17 protein-coding genes are annotated in these 18,153 nt (G+C 61.9%); 7 read left to right on the plus strand and 10 right to left on the minus strand.

Annotated features, from left to right (window positions below; genetic code table 11):
- Window positions 1-61 precede the first annotated feature (61 nt).
- Entirely contained in the window at window positions 62-829 is a 768-nt protein-coding gene (locus JM946_RS17955; protein ID WP_203168729.1) for a MipA/OmpV family protein, read from the plus strand.
- Window positions 830-849: 20 nt separating this feature from the next.
- Window positions 850-1,767, plus strand: a complete 918-nt coding sequence (locus JM946_RS17960) for an SDR family oxidoreductase (RefSeq protein WP_203168730.1) — start codon at window positions 850-852, stop codon at window positions 1,765-1,767.
- A gap of 72 nt (window positions 1,768-1,839) precedes the next feature.
- Here JM946_RS17960 and JM946_RS17965 read toward each other — a convergent pair whose 3' ends face one another.
- On the minus strand, window positions 1,840-2,754 hold the full coding sequence (locus tag JM946_RS17965; RefSeq protein WP_203168731.1) for an AraC family transcriptional regulator: 915 nt from the start codon (window positions 2,752-2,754) through the stop codon (window positions 1,840-1,842).
- Between the two features lie 306 nt (window positions 2,755-3,060).
- Here JM946_RS17965 and JM946_RS17970 point away from each other — a divergent pair, with 306 nt between their 5' ends.
- On the plus strand, window positions 3,061-3,942 hold the full coding sequence (locus JM946_RS17970; RefSeq protein ID WP_407700576.1) for an NmrA family NAD(P)-binding protein: 882 nt from the start codon (window positions 3,061-3,063) through the stop codon (window positions 3,940-3,942).
- Window positions 3,943-3,957: 15 nt separating this feature from the next.
- Here JM946_RS17970 and JM946_RS17975 read toward each other — a convergent pair whose 3' ends face one another.
- The 4 genes from JM946_RS17975 to JM946_RS17990 are packed head-to-tail and all read right to left on the minus strand — an operon-like array spanning window position 3,958 to window position 8,617.
- Window positions 3,958-6,489 carry a xanthine dehydrogenase family protein molybdopterin-binding subunit gene (locus tag JM946_RS17975; RefSeq protein ID WP_203168733.1) on the minus strand — a complete coding sequence of 844 codons (2,532 nt, stop codon included), beginning with the start codon at window positions 6,487-6,489 and terminating at the stop codon, window positions 3,958-3,960.
- The gene (locus tag JM946_RS17980) at window positions 6,479-7,489 is read right to left on the minus strand and encodes an FAD binding domain-containing protein (protein WP_203168734.1); all 1,011 of its coding nucleotides are present in this window, start codon (window positions 7,487-7,489) and stop codon (window positions 6,479-6,481) included. Before JM946_RS17980 ends, JM946_RS17975 begins: the two co-directional genes overlap by 11 nt.
- A 3-nt stretch (window positions 7,490-7,492) precedes the next feature.
- Entirely contained in the window at window positions 7,493-8,107 is a 615-nt protein-coding gene (locus JM946_RS17985) for a (2Fe-2S)-binding protein (RefSeq protein WP_203168735.1), read from the minus strand.
- 21 nt (window positions 8,108-8,128) lie between these two features.
- Window positions 8,129-8,617, minus strand: coding sequence for a DoxX family protein (locus JM946_RS17990; RefSeq protein WP_203168736.1), 489 nt, complete (start codon window positions 8,615-8,617; stop codon window positions 8,129-8,131).
- A gap of 141 nt (window positions 8,618-8,758) precedes the next feature.
- Here JM946_RS17990 and JM946_RS17995 point away from each other — a divergent pair, with 141 nt between their 5' ends.
- On the plus strand, window positions 8,759-9,664 hold the full coding sequence (locus JM946_RS17995; RefSeq protein WP_203168737.1) for a LysR family transcriptional regulator: 906 nt from the start codon (window positions 8,759-8,761) through the stop codon (window positions 9,662-9,664).
- Between the two features lie 53 nt (window positions 9,665-9,717).
- Here JM946_RS17995 and JM946_RS18000 read toward each other — a convergent pair whose 3' ends face one another.
- Window positions 9,718-10,410 (minus strand): type 1 glutamine amidotransferase domain-containing protein, encoded by a 693-nt coding sequence (locus JM946_RS18000; RefSeq protein WP_203168738.1) that lies wholly within the window; start codon window positions 10,408-10,410, stop codon window positions 9,718-9,720.
- 129 nt (window positions 10,411-10,539) lie between these two features.
- The gene (locus JM946_RS18005) at window positions 10,540-11,433 is read right to left on the minus strand and encodes an AraC family transcriptional regulator N-terminal domain-containing protein (protein WP_407700573.1); all 894 of its coding nucleotides are present in this window, start codon (window positions 11,431-11,433) and stop codon (window positions 10,540-10,542) included.
- Window positions 11,434-11,678: 245 nt separating this feature from the next.
- On the opposite strand from JM946_RS18005, the gene JM946_RS18010 reads away from it, so the two are divergent.
- Complete coding sequence (locus tag JM946_RS18010; RefSeq protein WP_203168740.1) at window positions 11,679-12,434, plus strand: SDR family oxidoreductase; 756 nt, start codon at window positions 11,679-11,681, stop codon at window positions 12,432-12,434.
- 5 nt (window positions 12,435-12,439) lie between these two features.
- Here JM946_RS18010 and JM946_RS18015 read toward each other — a convergent pair whose 3' ends face one another.
- Together JM946_RS18015 and JM946_RS18020 are read right to left on the minus strand one after the other, a co-directional pair.
- Window positions 12,440-13,378, minus strand: coding sequence for an AraC family transcriptional regulator (locus tag JM946_RS18015; protein ID WP_203168741.1), 939 nt, complete (start codon window positions 13,376-13,378; stop codon window positions 12,440-12,442).
- Window positions 13,375-13,752: an SDR family NAD(P)-dependent oxidoreductase gene (locus JM946_RS18020; RefSeq protein ID WP_203168742.1), complete on the minus strand. Its 378-nt coding sequence runs from the start codon at window positions 13,750-13,752 to the stop codon at window positions 13,375-13,377. The genes JM946_RS18015 and JM946_RS18020 overlap by 4 nt, the downstream gene beginning before the upstream one ends.
- Window positions 13,753-13,882: 130 nt before the next feature.
- On the opposite strand from JM946_RS18020, the gene JM946_RS18025 reads away from it, so the two are divergent.
- Both JM946_RS18025 and JM946_RS18030 read left to right on the plus strand, forming a co-directional pair.
- On the plus strand, window positions 13,883-14,821 hold the full coding sequence (locus JM946_RS18025) for a LysR family transcriptional regulator (protein ID WP_203168743.1): 939 nt from the start codon (window positions 13,883-13,885) through the stop codon (window positions 14,819-14,821).
- A 346-nt stretch (window positions 14,822-15,167) separates the two neighbouring features.
- On the plus strand, window positions 15,168-16,760 hold the full coding sequence (locus tag JM946_RS18030) for an endo-1,4-beta-xylanase (protein ID WP_203168744.1): 1,593 nt from the start codon (window positions 15,168-15,170) through the stop codon (window positions 16,758-16,760).
- 47 nt (window positions 16,761-16,807) lie between these two features.
- Here the strand turns inward: JM946_RS18030 and JM946_RS18035 are convergent, their stop codons facing one another.
- Complete coding sequence (locus tag JM946_RS18035; protein ID WP_203168745.1) at window positions 16,808-18,151, minus strand: family 43 glycosylhydrolase; 1,344 nt, start codon at window positions 18,149-18,151, stop codon at window positions 16,808-16,810.
- Between the last annotated feature and the right edge of the window lie 2 nt (window positions 18,152-18,153).

Raw genomic sequence — 18,153 nt, forward strand, 5'->3', positions numbered from 1 at the left:
CGGACCCGCAACCTACGGCTCACGTCATCGTCGCCGTACTCACCGCAAAGGTCCAGCCCTCATGAACAAGTTATTGCCCATCGTCACCCTGACGGCCTTACCGCTCGTCGCGCTCCCCCAGCAACGAGACGCACCCCGATGGGGCATCGGCGTCGGCGCCGCGGCGATCGACAGTCCTTATGCGGGCGAAGACATTCGCCTGCGCCCGATTCCACTGCTGAGCTACGAAGGCGAAAAAGTGTTTTTTCGTGGTGCCACCGGCGGTTACCACTTCGTCCATGGACCGGTGTTTTCCTTCGACCTGCTTGGCGCGTTGCGCATCGACGGGTTCGATATGGACGACCTCGGTGCCGATGAGTTGGCCGCCCGCGGCATCGATCGCAATCTGCTGGAAGACCGCGACGATCAGTTCGACGCGGGCCTTGGATTGAGCTGGCGAGGCAGCTTTGGCGAGCTGCAGTTTCGCGCCGTGAGCGACATCACGGACACCAGCGGAGGCCAGGAAGTTTCGCTGACCTATTCGTATCGAGTGCAAGCGGGTTCGTTCACCGTCACTCCGCTGGTGAGCGTCGCTTATCTTTCGGAAGATCTCGCCAATTATTACTACGGCACGCTGGACGAAGAGGTCGCTCGCGGCGCGGTGGACTACAAACCCGACGCGGTGCTGATCCCCCAAGTGGGCGTCACCGTCATGCGCCCGCTCGGTGATCACTGGGCTGCGATGGGAAGCGTCCGCTATATGTCATTGCCCGATGAGCTGGCAGACAGCCCGTTGATCGAGTCGGACACGGCGGCGTCGGCATTCCTCGGCTTGACCTATCGCTTCTGACTCTCGCGCGGGCAAGTCTCATGGCCAACTGGACAGCTTCCGACATCCCCTCCCAACACCGCCGTTCGGCCGTCGTCACTGGCACTGGCGGCTTGGGATTTCAGTGCGCGTTGGCGCTGGCCCGCGCCGGAGCGAACGTCATCATCGCAGGACGCAACCTCTCCAAAGGCGCCGCGGCCGTCGAATCGATTCGCCGGAGCGTCGTTCAAGCGAAGGTGAGTTTCGAGTTGCTGGATCTCGCCAGCCTCGAATCCGTCGCAACATTCTGCAACAGGCTGCGTGCCTCGCGGCGGCGCCTCGACCTGCTGATCAATAACGCGGCCGTGATGATGCCACCACAACGATTGGTAACTGCCGATGGCTTCGAACTGCAATTCGGCACCAACTACTTGGGCCACTTTGCTTTGACCTCCCAGCTTCTGCCACTGCTGAGCAATGGCAAGGAGCCGCGCGTAGTCACTCTCTCGAGCGTGGCCGCTCGAGATGGTGCGATCCAGTTCGACGATCTGCAGTCGGAGCGCGGCTACAAGCCCATGGTGGCTTACAGCCAATCGAAGCTCGCCTGCCTGATGTTTGCATTTGAACTCCAGCGACGCAGCACTGCTTCCGGCTGGGGGATTCAGAGCATCGCGGCGCATCCAGGCATCTCGCGCACGGATCTGTTGATCAATGGCGCCGGCGCGTGGAGCGGCGCGGGCATGCTTCGTCGCTTCTTGTGGTTCCTGTTTCAACCGGCGCCGCAGGGCGCATTGCCGGCGCTTTACGCTGCAACTTCGACGCAGGCTCGGGGCGGGCTGTATTACGGTCCGGACAAGCTTGGCGAGATGCGCGGCCATCCCACCGTCGCCAAAGTTCCTCCGCAGGCGCTGGATTCGAGCAACGCTGCAAGGCTCTGGCTCGAGTCGCGACGGCTTACCGCGACGGCCCATGAATTCTGACGGCCCGGTGAACTTCAGACGGCCCCAGCTGACTGCCACAGTCGATACGGTGATGGATCTGGAGTGGGTCGATCAAACTTGCCCGCTCCGTGCAAATTGCCGTGGCGAGCAACCCATGACTCGCCGGAAAGCGGTGCTGAAGGCACTCTCGGATTCATAACCAAGCGACAGCGCGATGCTGGAGATCGGCTCGCCCGAGCTTGCCAGCCGCTCGCTCGCGAGCAGCATTCGCCAGCGGGTGACGTATTCCAGCGGCGCAGCGCCGACTTTCTCTTTGAACCTGAGAGCAAAGACCGATCGAGACAGGCAGGCGCGTTCGGCCAGCTCCTTCAATGTCCAGCGATAAGCAGGATCCGCATGGACGGCGTTGAGGGCCGCGCTGAGGTGCTTGTCCGCCAACGCATATAGCCAGCCCACCTCGCCTCCAGCATGCTCCGCCATGTAGAGACGCAGCGCCTGAACCAACATCATATGAGCGAGATGTTGCGCCACCAAGGAACTGCCGGGCGCACGCTCTCGCAACTCCTGCATCATGCGCTCTACCGACCATCGCAGCGCTGCCTGCTCCGACTCGCTTCGAACATGAACAATCGGCGGCAGCATGGGCATCAACATGCCGGCATGACTCGCACTCACGGCGAAGCGGCTCCCGGCTAGATATAAATCGCCACCGCCGTTGAATGTGACCACCCCGCCCTCGCGCGCCGGAGGGAAAATAGTCCTCGAGTCAACGGACGGCACAGCCAGGTCGCTCGCCAGCCGGAAAGGTCGGCCCGCCGGCAAAACGAAACAGTCACCTTTCTGCAGGCGAACGGCGTTGTCGACGCCTTCGACGGCCAACCAGCATCCGCCGGCGATGACGGCATAGCACTTGATCCAGCCCTGCTGATCGGCAAATTGAATCGCCCATTGCCCGCCCGCGTCGAAGCCCGAGGACACGTAACTGCGAGGCTTCAGCAGAGACAACACATCCGAAAGAGGATCCATCGGCGCTATCCAGGACGATCACGAAAGAACTTCGGACGTCTTAGCATGGATCCGGGTTCCACAACGACCTACCTTAGCTGCGCCGGCCACGAATCCCCCCGGCGCCAGTGTTGATCAGCCGCCATGAACATCGAGGTCGAGATGCCGGGAACGAAACAGCATGGAGTCACACGAGACTTCGAGCCACGAACGATCGAAGACATGGACCGACGCCGCGCTCTCGGCAAGATCGCGCTCGGCGCCGGCATGCTGATGACGGCAGGTGCTTCGCAACTTGTGGCGGCTAGTGACGCGGCTACTGCGGGTGTGGTCGTAGTTACCGCTGCCACAGGAAACATTGGCCGCCGAGTCCTCGATCATATGCTGACCAGCGGCGCCCGCGTGCGCGTGATCGTGCGCGACGCATCCCGCTTGCCAGATCGTGCACGCCCGCACGTTGAGGTGGTTGAAGGTTCGCACAGCGACTTCAGTAGCGTCGACGGGGCATTTAAGGGTGCGGACTCCGTATTCTGGCTGTGCCCGCCCGATCCGCGAGCGCAAAGCGTGATGGCCGCCTACGTGGACTTCACGCGCGCCGCATGCGAGGCGATCAGCAAACATGGCGTGCGCCGAGTCGTCAGTATCTCCGCGTTGGGTCGTGGCACTCCCATGGCAGCGAATGCCGGGTACGTTACAGCATCGCTCGCGATGGACGATCTCATCGCAAGCACCGGCGTGAACCTGCGAGCGCTCACCATGCCCTCATTCATGGACAACCTGCTGCGCCAGTCAGAGCCGATCAAACATCAGGGCGTATTCCGCTCGCCCATCGACGGCGACCGTAAACTACCGAGTTGCGCGGCGCGCGACATCGCTTCCGTCGCGGCAAGACTGCTGATCGATCGATCCTGGCAAGGCCGCGGCGAAGTGCCGGTCCTCGGCCCTGAGGATCTATCCTTCGAGGATATGGCGCGCATCATGTCCGAAGTGCTTGGCAAGCCGGTACGGTTCGAGCAAGTCTCGTTGGAGGCATACCGGGCCGGCGCCATTCAGCGCGGCATGTCGGAAGCCATGGCGCAGGCCATGACAGACATGGCGCGCGCCAAAAACGAAGGGCTCGACAATGCGGTCAAGCGCACTCCAGAGAACAGCACTCCCACAACATTCCGCCAATGGTGCACGGAAGAGCTGAAACCCGCAGTGACATGAGACTGCTGCCCGCATCTACAGGTTGATCCAGGCAGCGTCGACTCGCCCGTCGGCGCGCAGTCGGACTTCCGCGATCCGACGCTCCTTCTCGAACTCGACCTCATAAACATCCATGCCCGAGGCGCTGACTTCTTTGAACGTGACCGATCGAACGGCTCCGAGCGATGCCAGATCCTTCTGCAGAAAGTGGAGCTGCTGGCGCGTGAGCTCGGCAAGCTCGGGACTCATGTCATCATAGGGCGGCGTGCCCGCCGCGAGTCCTACGATCAGCTTGCGTAGCATGGCCTCGCTTCGAGCTGCGGGCTGCTGGTCGCGCAATCGTTTGGCGAGCGCAAGCGATTCGTGCAGGTACGGTTGGCCCTCGGCGGACGCCTCGAGCAGATCTTCGATGCGGATCGGCAGGTGACGAACCCGCTTGCCGGTGGCGTGATGCACGGCGTTCACGATCGCGGCGGTGGCGCCGACCATCGCGACCTCGCCGACGCCCTTCGCGCCCGAAATGTTGAGCTGGGTATCCGGCTCATCGAGCAATTCCACCTCGATGTCGCCGATATCGGCGTTCACGGGAACGACATAGTCGGCCAGGTCGTTGTTCAGCACGCGACCGTAACGCGGATCGACCTCTGCGATCTCACGCAGCGCTGCGCCGAAAGCCCAGACGACCCCGCCCCTGACCTGACTCGTGGCGGTTCGATGATTCATGACTCTTCCGCAATCGACCACGCTGACGACGCGCGGAACCCGAATGCGACACGTCGTCGGCTCAACGTGAACCTCGGCGAAATGTGCGATCCAGCTGAAAGCGGTGAAGCGCTCATATTCGGGCCCGGCTGCAGCCGGCAACCCGCGGCTCATTCGATCGAGCACCGTCTTGGGCTGACCAGGTCCAAGATGTGCAACTTCCACTTCGAGTGACGTACGCCGAACCCTGGCGAGCGCCTCATGCACGTTGCCGTTCGCTTGCTCGATGCCAACCAGTTCGGCAAGGCGCTCTCGCATGCGAAGGGCAACTGCGCGAGCCGCCGGAGCTGCACTGGCGCAGCCCCAGGACCCTGCCGTGAGATGCTGAGGCGCGGCCGCGGTCTCGCCCATATCAATCGTCAAGCGATTCGGATCGACATTCAATACATTGATCACTTCGGCAGCGACGACGCTGCGCATCCCCTGCCCCATCTCCTGCCCGGTGATCGACAAGTGCGTGCTCCCGTCCGCGCGAATTCGCAAACGAGCCAGCGCCGGTGACACCGCGGCCTTATAAGCTCCGGCCGCCACACCCAAGCCAAGCAGTTGTCCATCCGCCGTGCGCATCGAGCGAGTTGCGTGTTGCCGGCGCCCCCAATCGAACAGCTCGGCTCCACGCCGCAGGCACTCGACCAGTCTGCGAGAGGAAAACGGCTTGCCTGTGATCGGATCCAGATCGGCGTCATTCAGCAGGCGAAGCTGCAACGGATCGATGCCGAGTGCATGAGCCAGTTCGTCATAGGCGCATTCGGTGGCGTAACTGGAAGGATGCTCGTGCGGCGCGCGCTGGTGCCCCGGCGATTGAACATCGACTCGTACCCTGCGATTGGTCGAGCGCCAGTTCGATGTCGCGTACATGCGGCTCACGTGCTGACCATGGGCGGCTTCGAATTGATCGAACCGGCTGTTCTGCTGTTCGACATCGTAGAGGACCGCTTCGAGTTTGCCTTGCACGCTCGCTCCGATTCGGATCCGGTGGCTGCTGAACGGGCGATAGGTGGCCGTATGAAACAGCTGACTGCGCGGCATCACCAGCTTGACCGGTCGCCGCAGCAACAGCGCAGCCCGGGCCACCAGTGCAGTCTGTTCCTGCAAGTTGTTTTTCTGGCCAAATCCGCCGCCCACATACGGGCTGCTGGCATCCAGCATGTTCGGATCCTGACCCAGCATGCCGGCCAGACCGAATTTGAACGCGGCCGCATTCTGGGTGCCTTCCATCACCAGCATCCGACCGCTCTCGAAGCTCACCGTAGTCGAGATCATCTCGATGGGATTGTGGTGCTGCTGCGGATGCAGATAGGTGACATCGATTGTTCTGGCGGCGGCGGCCAGAGCGCCTGGCGCGTCGCCCGCTTCCCGATCCACCTGGAGCGGCTCGCGCTCGGCGCCGGCTTGGTCATGCCAGGCCGAGAATGCAGCCGCACGGTAACGCGGTTTGACTGCTTCGGCGGCTTCGATCGCGGCTTCCAAGGTTTCGGCGACCACTAGCGCAACCGGTTCGCCGCGATGGCGCACTGAAGCTCGTTTCATCGGCTGATAGCCCGGCACATTTCCACCACCGCCGCGCGTCGCGGGCGTCTCCCGGATGTCCTGGAAATCGAGATAAGTGAAGATGCGAACGACGCCAGCAACCCGCATTGCCTGCTCGATATCGATCGCCTCGATCTCGCCCTTGGCGATCGCAGCCGGAACGGTCATCGCGTGCAGCACGCCCGGCACTTCCCGATCCGCGGCGAACAAAGGTTTCCCCAGCACCTTCTCACGCGCGTCGATCCGCGGGCGATCAGGATTGCGCTCAAGCGACATGGTTCGTTCCTCTGGCTGCGATCATGATGGCGTCGGCGACGGTGCGCGCGCCCAGCTCGATCTTGAACTTGTTATGAGCACCCGGCCGTGCTCCGTTGAATGAAGCTCTGGCTGCGTCGAGCGCACGCTCGTAGGTCAAAGTCTGGCCTTGCAAAAGCGCCTCGGTTTCACTGGCGCGCCAAGGCCGAGTCGCGACGCCGCCGAGAGCGACGTGCGCCTGACGCACCTCATCTCCGTCCATCGATAGAGCGACTGCAGCGGACGCGAGCGCGAAGGCATAGGACTCGCGGTCGCGGATCTTGTGATACGTGGAGCGGCGACCAGCATCGGTCTTTGGAATCGTGATGCCTGTGACGATCTCACCCGGCGCCATGGCGAACTCGATGTGCGGAGTCGACCCGGGTAGCTGGTAGAAATCGTCGATCGAAACAGTGCGCGCGCCATCCAGCCCGACAAGCTCGATCCGAGCGTTCATCGCAGTCAGCGCCACAGGCCAGTCGCCTGGAGACACGGCGTTGCATGCATCGCTGACACCCAGCACTGCCTGTGAGCGATCGAGACCTCCGATGGCCGCACATCCCGAGCCCGGATCGCGCTTGTTGCAGGGATAGACGCCGGCCGCGCCGTTCCGGAAATACGGGCAGCGTGTCCGCTGCAGCAGGTTGCCGCCGACGGTGGCCATATTGCGCAACTGTTGCGAAGCCGCTTTCCAAAGACTCTGCGCAAGCAGCGGATAATCTCGAACAATCGATCTGGTCTCAGCTACGTCCGCCATCAACGCGCCAGCGCCAAAGAACAGCCGGTCGCCCTCTGTGTCGATGCGATCGGCGCCCTCGAGCGTAGCGATGTCGATGAGACAGGTCGGGCGCTCGATCCCGAGCTTCATCAGATCGTAAAGAGTGGTGCCACCCGCGATGTATCTTGCATTCCCGCGCGCCTGTGCAAAGGCGTCGACCGCTTCGAGCACCGTACGAGCGCGGATGTATCTTACCGGACGCATGAGTCAGGTTCGCTCCGTTTGCCTGGCTGCCTGCTCGATCGCGTTTACGATTCCGATATAAGCGCCGCAGCGGCAGATGTTGCCGCTCATGTATTCGCGAATCTGCTCGCGTGAGGACGCGTGTCCTTCACGTACGCACGCGATCGCGGCCATGATCTGTCCCGGCGTGCAATAGCCACATTGAAGTGCGTCGTGATCGATGAAGGCCTGTTGCATCGGATGCAGGGTTTTCCCGTCGGAGATCCCTTCGATCGTGGTGACCTCGCGCCCGTCGACCTTCGCTGCGAGTGTCAGACACGAGGCCACCCGGCGGCCGTCGACGTGGACTGTGCACGCCCCGCATTGACCGTGATCGCAGCCCTTCTTGGTCCCCATCATGCCGAGGCGTTCGCGCAGCATATCGAGCAGCGAAGCACGGGCATCGATCTCGAGCGCCATCGCTGTCCCATTGATACGTGTGCTGAGACGCTGTGTTATTCCGTGCTCCGCCTGGCGCGCCGGGGCTGCCGCGTCCGCGGCGCTCGATGACGTCACTCCGGCGAACGAGGCGACCGCTCCAGCCTCGAGCACCTCTCGGCGGGTGAATGTGACAACGCCCTGGTGTCGCTGTTCGGACATGAGGATGGTTGCCTCCAAGTGTTAGAGCTTACGCCCGATTCGATGGTCGATTGCACAGGCGACCGCTCCGTGCGTGGCAATCAACAGTGCGACGAAGCCGAGCATGATGGGATATTCGATGCCACGATCGATCCATGGGTAGGTCGGACCGAGCGCAATGCAGATAAAGACCATCTGGATCGCCAACAGCGACGCGAATAGCCGCGTTGCGAGGCCGATTGCCACCGCGAGCCCGCCGAAGGTCTCGAGCAGCGCCACGAACATCGCAAGCTCGGGCGCGAAAGGCAGGTGCAGAACGTTCGCGATCAGATGAGTCGAGCCCTGCAATGGATCGGCCATCGAGCCGTGGGCGCGGCCGGTCAACTTCGGGATGCCGTGGGTTACAATGGTGAGGCCGAATGCCACACGAAGCAGGACGTAAGCGAGTGTTCCAGATCGTGCATAGAATCGGTCGAGCGCAGCGACCAGCAACGGCCGTTGCGACGCCCTGGCTTGCTTTGTATCGAGCAACTCGGTCTCCTCGACTCACCGGGATGTGACTTCAGGATAGAGCTCGGCTTGCTGGCGGGAAACCTGGAATGCCAAACAACAGAATTCCATGCAGAACAACAATCGAAGCCGGCGCCGCCGGCCTCGCTCGGTAGCTGCGACATGGATCGAATCGATGTCATTCGCCTGTTCGTCAGGATCGTGGAGCGGGCCAGCTTTTCGGATGCGGCCAGGGATCTGCAGATGCCGCGCGCCAGCGCGACGCGCGTCATTCAGGAACTCGAAACGCACCTCGGGGTGCGCTTGCTCGAACGCACCACGCGCGCCGTCCGGCCAACGGACGACGGCATGCGGTACTACAGTCGTTGTACGCAGCTGCTCGCCGACCTTGATCAGCTCGAGACCGTCTTTCACGAAACCGAGCCGACGGGCCCGGTGTGCGCGGACATGCAGGGCACGCTTGCGCGATTCTTTGTCATTCCCGCATTGCCTGAGTTCCGCGCACGCTATCCAGGTATCTCACTGCATCTGCGCGAGAGCGATCGCATGGTCGATCTCGTCACGGAAGGTGTCGACTGCGTGCTGCGAGCGGGCAGTCTCAGCGACTCCTCGCTGGTCGGCAGACAGGTGGCTGCCTCTGAGCAGTTGACGTTAGCCAGCCCGGGCTATCTGCAACGGCACGGCGTGCCCGAATCGCCCGACGACCTGTTCAAACATCGTATGGTGGGCTATGCCGCGTCACATACCGGCCAGCCCTATGCGCTGGATTTCACCATCGACGGCGAGGTGCGCGAATTTACGCTTCCCCATGACGTTCTCGTCAAAGGCGCAGAAATCTATACCGCTTCCGGCGTCGCCGGCCTGGGGCTGATTCAGGTGCCGCGATACCGAGTGCAGCACCAGATAAGATCGGGTCAGCTCGTCTCGATCCTTGAGGATTATCCGCCGCCGAAAATGCCCGTCTCCGTGCTCTATCCGCACAATCGTCACCTCGCAGGACGAGTAAGAGTGTTCGTCGACTGGCTGGCCGCGTTGTTCCGAACGGCGCAAAGCGACGGCAGGCTCTGATCGATAGCGGGCTCCGCCCGACCTGTGGCGCAGGCCGGGCCGAAGCTCACAACTCATCTCAGCGCTTCGAGTACCGCGGCGGCCAACGCGGCCGTCGAAGCGGGATTCTGACCACTGATGAGATTGCGATCCCTGACGATGAAGACGCCCCAGTTCGGACCCTTCTCATAGCGTGCGCCCATCTTTCGCAGCGTGTCCGCCAGCAGCCACGGAGCGTTGTCCGCCGTACCCAGTTCGACTTCTTCTTCGTCGCTGAAAGAGGTCATGCGGCGGCCCTCGAACAACCACTTGCCGCTCGCATCCTTCGCGGCCAACAGCGCCGCCTGGCCGTGACACACGGGCGCGATGATCTTGCCCTGACGCTCCGCCTCGACCAGAACGCGGCCCATGTCCGGATCTTTGTAGAGATCTTCGACGGGACCATGTCCGCCTGGGATGGCAATCGCGTCGTAGCGACTTGTATCGACCGCTGCGAGCACCAGCGGTTTCTCGAGCCGAGCCCTGTTCTTCTCGAGGTACGCGCGATAATGATCGACGTTCGCCTGCCCCACCACTGCGGGATCCATGCTGTGAGGATCGATGGTCGGCGCAACGCCGCCGGGCGTCGCGATGTCGACGTTGCATTCCCCGATGAACGCCTCGTCCATCACGACGAACTCTTCGGCCCAGACACCGCTCTGATACTGGCTGCCATCGGCGCGCGTCCAGATCGGGGCCGCGGAAAGAACGATCAGAATGTTGCTCATGTGACGTCTCCTTGTTTCGGACAGTTGGGTCGGCGATTCGACGTGGCCAGTGTGTTCCGAGGAGACGCTTGTTAGTTGCCCGATGTGAGTCAAACTTTGCCAGATACTGCGAGCGGGCATCCCGCGTCCTCATGCAGCGGCGTTGCCCGCGAGCTTGAGATTCGCAATATCCTTGACGGGTGAACGACCAAACATTCTGTGGTACTCGCGCGTGAACTGCGGCACGCTTTCGTAGCCAACGGCAAACGCGGCGCTACGAGCCGACATGCCATCGGCCAGCAGCAGCCGTCGCGCCTCGATCAATCGCAACTGTTTCTGGAATTGCAATGGCGATAGCGAGGTCACGGCGCGGAAATGCTGATAGAACGACGATGGGCTCATTCCGGCCGCAGCAGCCAGCCGCTCGACGCGCAGTGAGCTCGCGTATTCGGCGCGTAACACCGCGATCGCACGCGCCACGCGCTGCAGATGACCGTCCGGGAAGCCGAGCTGGCGCATGACCGGTCCATGCCGCCCTGCCAACAACCAGTAGTGCATTTCGCGCAGCAACTGCGCTTTGAGAATGGGCAATGCGCTGGGCCGCTCGATCAGTCTCATCAGGCGCAAGGCCGCTTCTGCGACCTCCTCATCCGTCTGCTCCATACGGACATGGGCGCCATGAGCGGGCGGAATGGACTTCATGTTCATCGCCAGGTCCGAGACCAGTGGCACGTCGATGTCGAGAATCAAAGACAGGTAGGGCTCGGAGGGACTGGCTTGCGTGACCTGGCTCACTATCGGCACATCCGCGGTGATCAATAACGAGTCTCCCGCCTTGAAGAGCAGCGTACCACTGCCCGTCGTGACCAGCTTCGACCCCTGCAGGACGAGACAAACGAGCGGTCGCGATATTGCGTAGTCGAGGCCCGAAGGTCTGGTCGCCCGAACCACACTCAAGTCGGGAATCGGCGAGCGAGCGATGCCGCGCTCGTCGGCATTTGCCTCGGCGTGGCGGCGAACGGCGTTCAGCAGCATGACGTTCATCGTTGCAGCATGGTACCGCCGCCGGCTCGCGCCATGAACGTTCGACGTAGGATCGGGCAAACATCCGAGAGGTTTTGATAACCCGGCTCTCGAGCACCCATGAGCGCATTTTTTCCAGGAGTGCGGCGCTCGAATCTGAAAACGCCGTCGTAGAAACAGACAACCAACTTGTAGGTTTTGACAACCCAGACTCCAGCGCGGCGCCGATACTGCCCCCGTCCCGAAACAAACATTGGAGTCCTCACATGAGCAAGATCACTCTCGTCACCGGCAGCAGCCGCGGCCTCGGCCGCAATACGGCCCTCAGCATCGCGCGCAAAGGCGGCGGCGTCGTTGTCACCTACCACAGCCGCAAGGCTGAAGCAGACGCCGTTGTTGCCGAGATCAACGCATTGGGCGCCAAGGCGGTGGCGCTGCAACTCGACGCCAGTGACGTGTCGAAGTTCGACGATTTCGTCACGCGTCTGCGAACCACGCTGCGCGACACCTGGCAGCGCGACACCTTCGATCACCTGGTCAACAACGCGGGCCACGGCGAAATGGCTTCGATCATGGAAACCACCGAGGCTCAGTTCGACAAGCTGGTCAACGTGCACTTCAAGGGCGTCTTCTTTCTGACGCAGAAGCTCTTGCCGGTGCTCGCCGACGGCGGCCGCATCGTCAATCTCTCCTCCGGTCTGACTCGCGTGTCGTATCCGGGATTCTCGGTGTACTCCGCGGCGAAAGGCGCAGTCGAGATCTTGAGCATTTATATGGCAAAGGAGCTGGGCGCTCGCGGCATCACCGTGAACACCGTGGCGCCTGGTGCGATCGCGACCGACTTCCTGGGCGGCGCCGTTCGCGACATGCCGGATCTGAACAAGGAGTTTGCCAGCATGATTGCGCTCGGTCGCGTGGGCGTGCCCGATGACATCGGCCCGATGATCGCGAGTCTGCTGAGCGAGGACAATCGCTGGATCACGGCTCAACGGATCGAAGTCTCCGGCGGCCAGGCCATCTAGCGTGGTCAGCCAGCAGCGGTCGCGAGGGCATCTCCTCGCGACCGTCGCGAGTCGCGCAGTGTTGGCTCTGCCGCCTTCCGAGCTTGCACGGTCTCGCGCACCGGAGGCAGCCCGAACATGCGACGGTAGTCTCGATTGAATTGGGAGACGCTCTGATAGCCGACGGTGAATGCGGCGCTGCTCGCGCTTCGGCCTTCTGACAGCATCAGACGTCGCGATTCGATGAGCCGCAGTCGTTTTTGAAACTGCAGCGGCGTCATGGCGGTGACGGCGCGAAAATGGTGGTGAAAAGCGGACGCGCTCATGCCAACCCTGCTGGCCAGCCGATCGATGGGCAGTGACTTGGCAAACTCCGCTCTGATCAACGCGATGGCGCGCGCGACGCGCTGCGCAGCCGAGTCCTGCTTGCTCAAACCCTTGATGGCGGCACCATGCTTGCCAGTAAGCAGCCAGTAATGCAGTTCGCGAAACAAAGGCTGGATCAGCAGGGACATCGATTCGGGATGCCTGAGCAGGTTCATCAGGCGCAGCGCGACCGATGCCACGTCTGCATCCGTATTTTCGGTCCGCCATGGGCTGCCTTCGGTGGTCACCGCATGGATTTCCGAAACGAGGCTGGTGATCACGGCGGCGTCCAGCTCGATGAGCAGCGCGATGTAGGGCTCGAGGAGACTGGCCTGACATACTTCGGTCACGCTGGGAACGTCCGAGGTGAACAGCACTGACTCACCTGCGCCAGCTTCGATGGCTCTTGTTCCAATCGAAACTTTCATCCGTCCCTGCAAAACGAGGCAAATCATCGGTCGGTCGCTTTCCGGCAGGAATGCGCGCGGACGTGTGAGACGAACGACGCGCAGACCGACGATCGGCGTCACCGCGATGCCGGACGCGTCGGCGTGCGACTCCGAGAAACGCCGCGCTGTGTCGAGCAAGAGTTGGTTCATGACTGAAGCTCGAGGACGATCGCACTGGAGCCGCTATTCAGAATGGGCAGCAGCAGCTCGATCAATGGAAGCGCAGCGCCGGACTCCACGGCATCGGCGTCGACGACCAGGATGTCCAGGCGGTCGCCGATCACTGCGCGGACAACTCGAGCCAGCTGATTCGCGCCATCGGCAGTCGCCACATCCGCCACGGCCGCGCGGGCAATGCCGCCAGCCGAAACGATTGCTTCGACGATACGCGCGACGTTGGCGGTTGAATGCAGGTCGTGGATGAGTACACGGGCGCCGGCATCCGCCAGTGCGATGGCCGCGGCTTTGCCCGGTGCTCGCGAGGCATTGGTCACAAGGGCCGTTTTTCCTCTCAAACGAGTCATCTCTCCTCCCCTGACCTGCCATATCCGTCGAGCATCTCCTCGATCCACGGGGGCCAATGTAGACCGGCGTTGCAGCCGGGAGAAAGACTTTGTATCGTCGCCAGCGATACCTCTCAGGCATGGATCAACGATGGAGCTCAGGCATCTCAAGTACTTCGTGGCGGTCGCTGAAGAGGGCAGCCTGACCGTAGCCGCGGAGAAACGGCTGTTCACCGCCCAGCCCTCCTTGAGTCGGCAATTGCGGGATCTGGAACACGAAGTGGGCGCGGCGCTGTTCGTCCGTCACGCGCGCGGTATCGAGCTCACGCCGGCGGGTCGAGCGTTCCTCGATCATGCGCGGCTGGCATTGAGCCAGGCGGCCGAGGCGATCGCTGCCGCACGCAGGGTTGCACGCCCTGGCAAACAAAGTTTCTCAGCTGGCTTCTTGACCGGCCAGGAAGTCGACTGGCTGCCTCATGTCACGGCAGTGCTGCGTGATGAGCTCAAGAACATCGATCTCAAAGTGACCAGCGACTTCTCGCCCGATATCGCCGACGCGGTTCAACGTGGCGACATCGACGTGGGGTTCTGCCGCGTCGAGCCCCGCCCCGACGTGACCTACAGCGTCGTTGCACAGGAACCCATCGCTGTCATCCTGCCGAGCGATCACCGATTGGCGACTCGATCCGAGATCGATCCACGTGATCTGCAGCGCGAGGACTTCATCGGCTACTCGGACATTCCGCACGTACTACGCGATGTGGTGGATCGCTACTTCAAAAAGCAAGGCATCAAGGTGATACCACCCACGCACTTTCTCGACAACTTCACCACGGGCATATCTCTAGTCGCTTCCACTCGCGGTGTCACGCTGCTGCCCGCTTATGTGCTTCGCGTCCTGCCATGGTCGGTCGTGAGTCGCCCTTTGAAAGGAAAGGCGCCGACGATCGATCTCGCCGCGGGATATCGCAAGGACAACAAGTCACCCGCGTTGAAATCTCTATTGGCCGGCATGGACCAACTGGTTGCCGCAGGACGTGACATCGTCAGCCGAAAATGGCCGCCCCACGAGCGCGGCGCCAACCCCTGACGGGTCGAACTCCCGCCTCGATCCAAGCGGACGACCGCGCTCCGCGACAGCAGGAAATACCACCAAATATATGACTTGTCCGCAGCCTGTTCCGGCCGAAATTCGGCATTGACAGCGATGTCCTTCCGGGTATGTTGAAGCCTGGGCGGCGGCGGCCGGCAGTGGTCCCAGCCCTTCTCCTGCTCAACTTTCAACGCAGAAAAATCAACGGAGGTGCTCCACAGTCGATTTTTGTTAGCGGTAACTTCTGCAACCAAAGGGGGATCATGAAATGGCACATGGAAGCATCAACGCCGGGGACTGGAAACGGACTGCAGCTCCCACGAGGTTCCTGGCTGTCGCAGCAATGACGCTTGTCACCCTGCTCGGAACGGCGTACTTCACGCTCGCTCAAGCACAAAGCAACTCCACGATCGTAGTCCGCGCCCGCGGCACAGCGGGCAGCGAGTCCATCTCGCTACGTGTCGATAGCACCAACGTGGCGACCTGGACCTTGACGACGGGCTACCAGGACTACACCGCCACGACGAACCTCACCGGCAACATCACGGTGGCCTTCACGAACGATGCCAGCGGTCGCGACGTGCAAGTGGACTACATCACCGTCAATGGCAGTATCCGCCAATCGGAAAACCAGAGTTCCAACACCGGTGTCTGGGCTAACGGCAGTTGCGGAAGTGGCTCCAATAGCGAGTGGATGCATTGCAATGGCGCCATCGCGTATGGACCCATCTCGAGCTCGGCGAACAGCATTTCGGTTCGCGCGCGAGGCACTAGCGGCAGTGAGTCTTTGAGCTTACGTGTCGACAACACAAACGTGGCGACCTGGACCCTGACGACGAGCTATCAGGACTACACTGCGTCGACGAGCCTCACGGGCGCGATCACGGTGGCATTCACCAACGACGATGGCAGCAACCGCGACGTGCAGGTGGACTATATCGTCGTCAACGGCCAGACGCGGCAGGCGGAGGCGCAAAGCTCCAACACCGGCTTCTACACCAATGGCAGTTGCGGCGGCGGCGGCTTCAGCGAATGGCTGCACTGTAACGGCGCGATCGCGTTCGGCACAGTCAGCGGTGGCGGTCCCGGTCCCATTCCGGCCATGTTCGTGGGCAACATCACCACCAATGGCGCCGTTCGCAACGATTTCACCCAGTATTGGGACCAGCTCACGCCTGAGAACGAAGGCAAGTGGGGCACGGTCGAAGCAACGCGGGACGTGTACAACTGGAGCGGGCTGGACCAGGCTTATAACTATGCGATGGCGAACAACATCCCGTTCAAGCAGCACACCTTCGTCTGGGGCAATCAGGCGCCGAGCTGGATCAACTCGCTGAGCGCATCGGAGCAGGCGGCGGAAATCGAGGAATGGATTCGCGACTACTGCGCGCGCTATCCGAATACCGCGATGATCGACGTGGTCAACGAAGCAACGCCGGGCCACGCGCCGGCGACCTATGCGCAGAACGCGTTCGGCAGCAACTGGATCATTCGCTCCTTCCAGCTGGCGCGACAGTACTGCCCCAATGCCATCCTGATTCTCAACGACTACAACGTGCTGAGCTGGGACACCGAAGCGTTCATCCAAATGGCGACGCCAGCCGTCAATGCCGGCGTGGTCGACGCCTTGGGCGCGCAGGCCCACGGCCTGGAGGGCCAGTCCCTGAGCAGCATCCAGAACAAGTTGAACCAGGTGGCCGCGCTCGGCCTGCCGATCTACATCTCGGAGTACGATGTCGCCAGGACCAACGATCAGGAACAGTTGCAGATCATGCAGACGCAGTTCCCGCTGTTCTACAACCATCCGTCCGTGGCGGGCATCACGTTGTGGGGATATGTCGTTGACAGCACATGGGTCACTGGCAGCGGCTTGATCTACAGCAACGGCACGCGCCGTCCGGCGATGAACTGGCTGATGAACTATCTGGGCCGCTGAACGGCCTTGCCTCGGGCGCCCCTATCTGAAGGGGCGCCTGTTTGCTCTCAACGGATCCTGACCCAATCCACTTCGACGGGTTCGGGCCCGGCACTGGTCACGAACAGATCGTGCACGCCGGCCGGAATGGCCTTCGCAGCGGCACTGGCAATCTTCCAATCGGCTGTTCCCCGATCGATGTCGACTCGGCCGATCATGGGTCCGTCTGGTTTATCCAAACGCAGTTCGAGCGCCCCCGTGGCGGGCGCCTTCACGCGCACCTCGATCGATGCCTGAGCACCCGCGCCGAAGTCGACTTCGTCGAATCTCACCCATGCCTGGTCGGCACTGAAGGTGGTTCTCCAGCCCGCGTGCGGATTTGCTTCGTCCAGGAATGAAATCGCGACCCCTGCCCCGCTGGTCGCACTGTAGCGGTCGATCTGGATCTCGCTGCTCGCATTCACCAGGCCGACACCGCGCAAGGTGGGAGTGACTTTCTGGATCGTGCCGTCGGCGTTGAAGAACAACTTGTCGGCCCGGATCGCGCGGTTCTTGTCGAACGAGGGAGAAAGATCCTTGTCGTGATAGAACAGATACCACTGCCCCCGGTAGTCGAGGATGGAGTGGTGCACGGTCCAGCAACCGCTCTGCGCTTCGTCCAGAATCACGCCGGCATGTTTGAACGGCCCCATGGGCGAGGTGCTCATCGCATACTCGAGGCGCTCGGTCTTGTTCGCGACGTGCGGATAGGTGAGATAGTAGATGCCGTTGCGTTCGAATACGAAGGGCCCTTCCTGCAATCCCTTCTTGGGCAGTTCGTCGAACACCGCCGGCTCACCCTCGATCTCCAGCATGTTCGGCTTCAACCTGGCGACCAGGATCTTGTCCAGGGAATAGTACAGATAGGCGCTGCCGTCCTTGTCGATGAGCACGGCCGGATCGATGCCTTGCACGCCCTCGATGTAAGTGGGCATGGGTTTGAACGGTCCGTAGGGCTTGTCCGCGATCGCCACGCCGATGCGGAACCCGCCGCTCTTCGCGATCGCCGGAAAATAAAAATAATACTTGCCGTCTTTGAAGACGGCGTCCGGCGCCCACATGGCGTAAGCGCCGGGATCGGCCCACTCCACTTCCGTCTGCTTCACGATCACGCCGTGATCTTTCCAGTCCGTCAGATTCTCCGAAGAGAAGACGTGATAATCCTCCATGACAAACCAGTTCGGCTTGCCTTTGTAGCCTGGCGGCGCCTTGATGTCGTGCGAAGGATAGACGTAGACCTTGCCCTCGAACACGCGCGCCGTCGGGTCGGCGGTGAACTGATCCATGATCAGCGGATTGGTCGCGAACGCTGCTGTGGTGTGCAGCAGCCCTGCAACAGCCGCGGGCAGAAAGTGACGTAGCGAGAGAGTCATGG

The organism is Steroidobacter gossypii, assembly GCF_016801985.1.
Taxonomy (GTDB): Bacteria; Pseudomonadota; Gammaproteobacteria; order Steroidobacterales; family Steroidobacteraceae; genus Steroidobacter; species Steroidobacter gossypii.

Excerpts from the sequence above, each read along its gene's own strand:
- JM946_RS17955 (WP_203168729.1), top strand. The coding sequence starts at position 62 with ATGAACAAGTTATTGCCCATCGTCACCCTGACGGCCTTACCGCTCGTC.
- JM946_RS17960 (WP_203168730.1), top strand. The coding sequence starts at position 850 with ATGGCCAACTGGACAGCTTCCGACATCCCCTCCCAACACCGCCGTTCG.
- JM946_RS17965 (WP_203168731.1), bottom strand. The coding sequence starts at position 2,754 with ATGGATCCTCTTTCGGATGTGTTGTCTCTGCTGAAGCCTCGCAGTTAC.
- JM946_RS17975 (WP_203168733.1), bottom strand. The coding sequence starts at position 6,489 with ATGTCGCTTGAGCGCAATCCTGATCGCCCGCGGATCGACGCGCGTGAG.
- JM946_RS17980 (WP_203168734.1), bottom strand. The coding sequence starts at position 7,489 with ATGCGTCCGGTAAGATACATCCGCGCTCGTACGGTGCTCGAAGCGGTC.
- JM946_RS17985 (WP_203168735.1), bottom strand. The coding sequence starts at position 8,107 with ATGTCCGAACAGCGACACCAGGGCGTTGTCACATTCACCCGCCGAGAG.
- JM946_RS17995 (WP_203168737.1), top strand. The coding sequence starts at position 8,759 with ATGGATCGAATCGATGTCATTCGCCTGTTCGTCAGGATCGTGGAGCGG.
- JM946_RS18000 (WP_203168738.1), bottom strand. The coding sequence starts at position 10,410 with ATGAGCAACATTCTGATCGTTCTTTCCGCGGCCCCGATCTGGACGCGC.
- JM946_RS18005 (WP_407700573.1), bottom strand. The coding sequence starts at position 11,433 with ATGAACGTCATGCTGCTGAACGCCGTTCGCCGCCACGCCGAGGCAAAT.
- JM946_RS18010 (WP_203168740.1), top strand. The coding sequence starts at position 11,679 with ATGAGCAAGATCACTCTCGTCACCGGCAGCAGCCGCGGCCTCGGCCGC.
- JM946_RS18015 (WP_203168741.1), bottom strand. The coding sequence starts at position 13,378 with ATGAACCAACTCTTGCTCGACACAGCGCGGCGTTTCTCGGAGTCGCAC.
- JM946_RS18020 (WP_203168742.1), bottom strand. The coding sequence starts at position 13,752 with ATGACTCGTTTGAGAGGAAAAACGGCCCTTGTGACCAATGCCTCGCGA.
- JM946_RS18025 (WP_203168743.1), top strand. The coding sequence starts at position 13,883 with ATGGAGCTCAGGCATCTCAAGTACTTCGTGGCGGTCGCTGAAGAGGGC.
- JM946_RS18030 (WP_203168744.1), top strand. The coding sequence starts at position 15,168 with ATGACGCTTGTCACCCTGCTCGGAACGGCGTACTTCACGCTCGCTCAA.
- JM946_RS18035 (WP_203168745.1), bottom strand. The coding sequence starts at position 18,151 with ATGACTCTCTCGCTACGTCACTTTCTGCCCGCGGCTGTTGCAGGGCTG.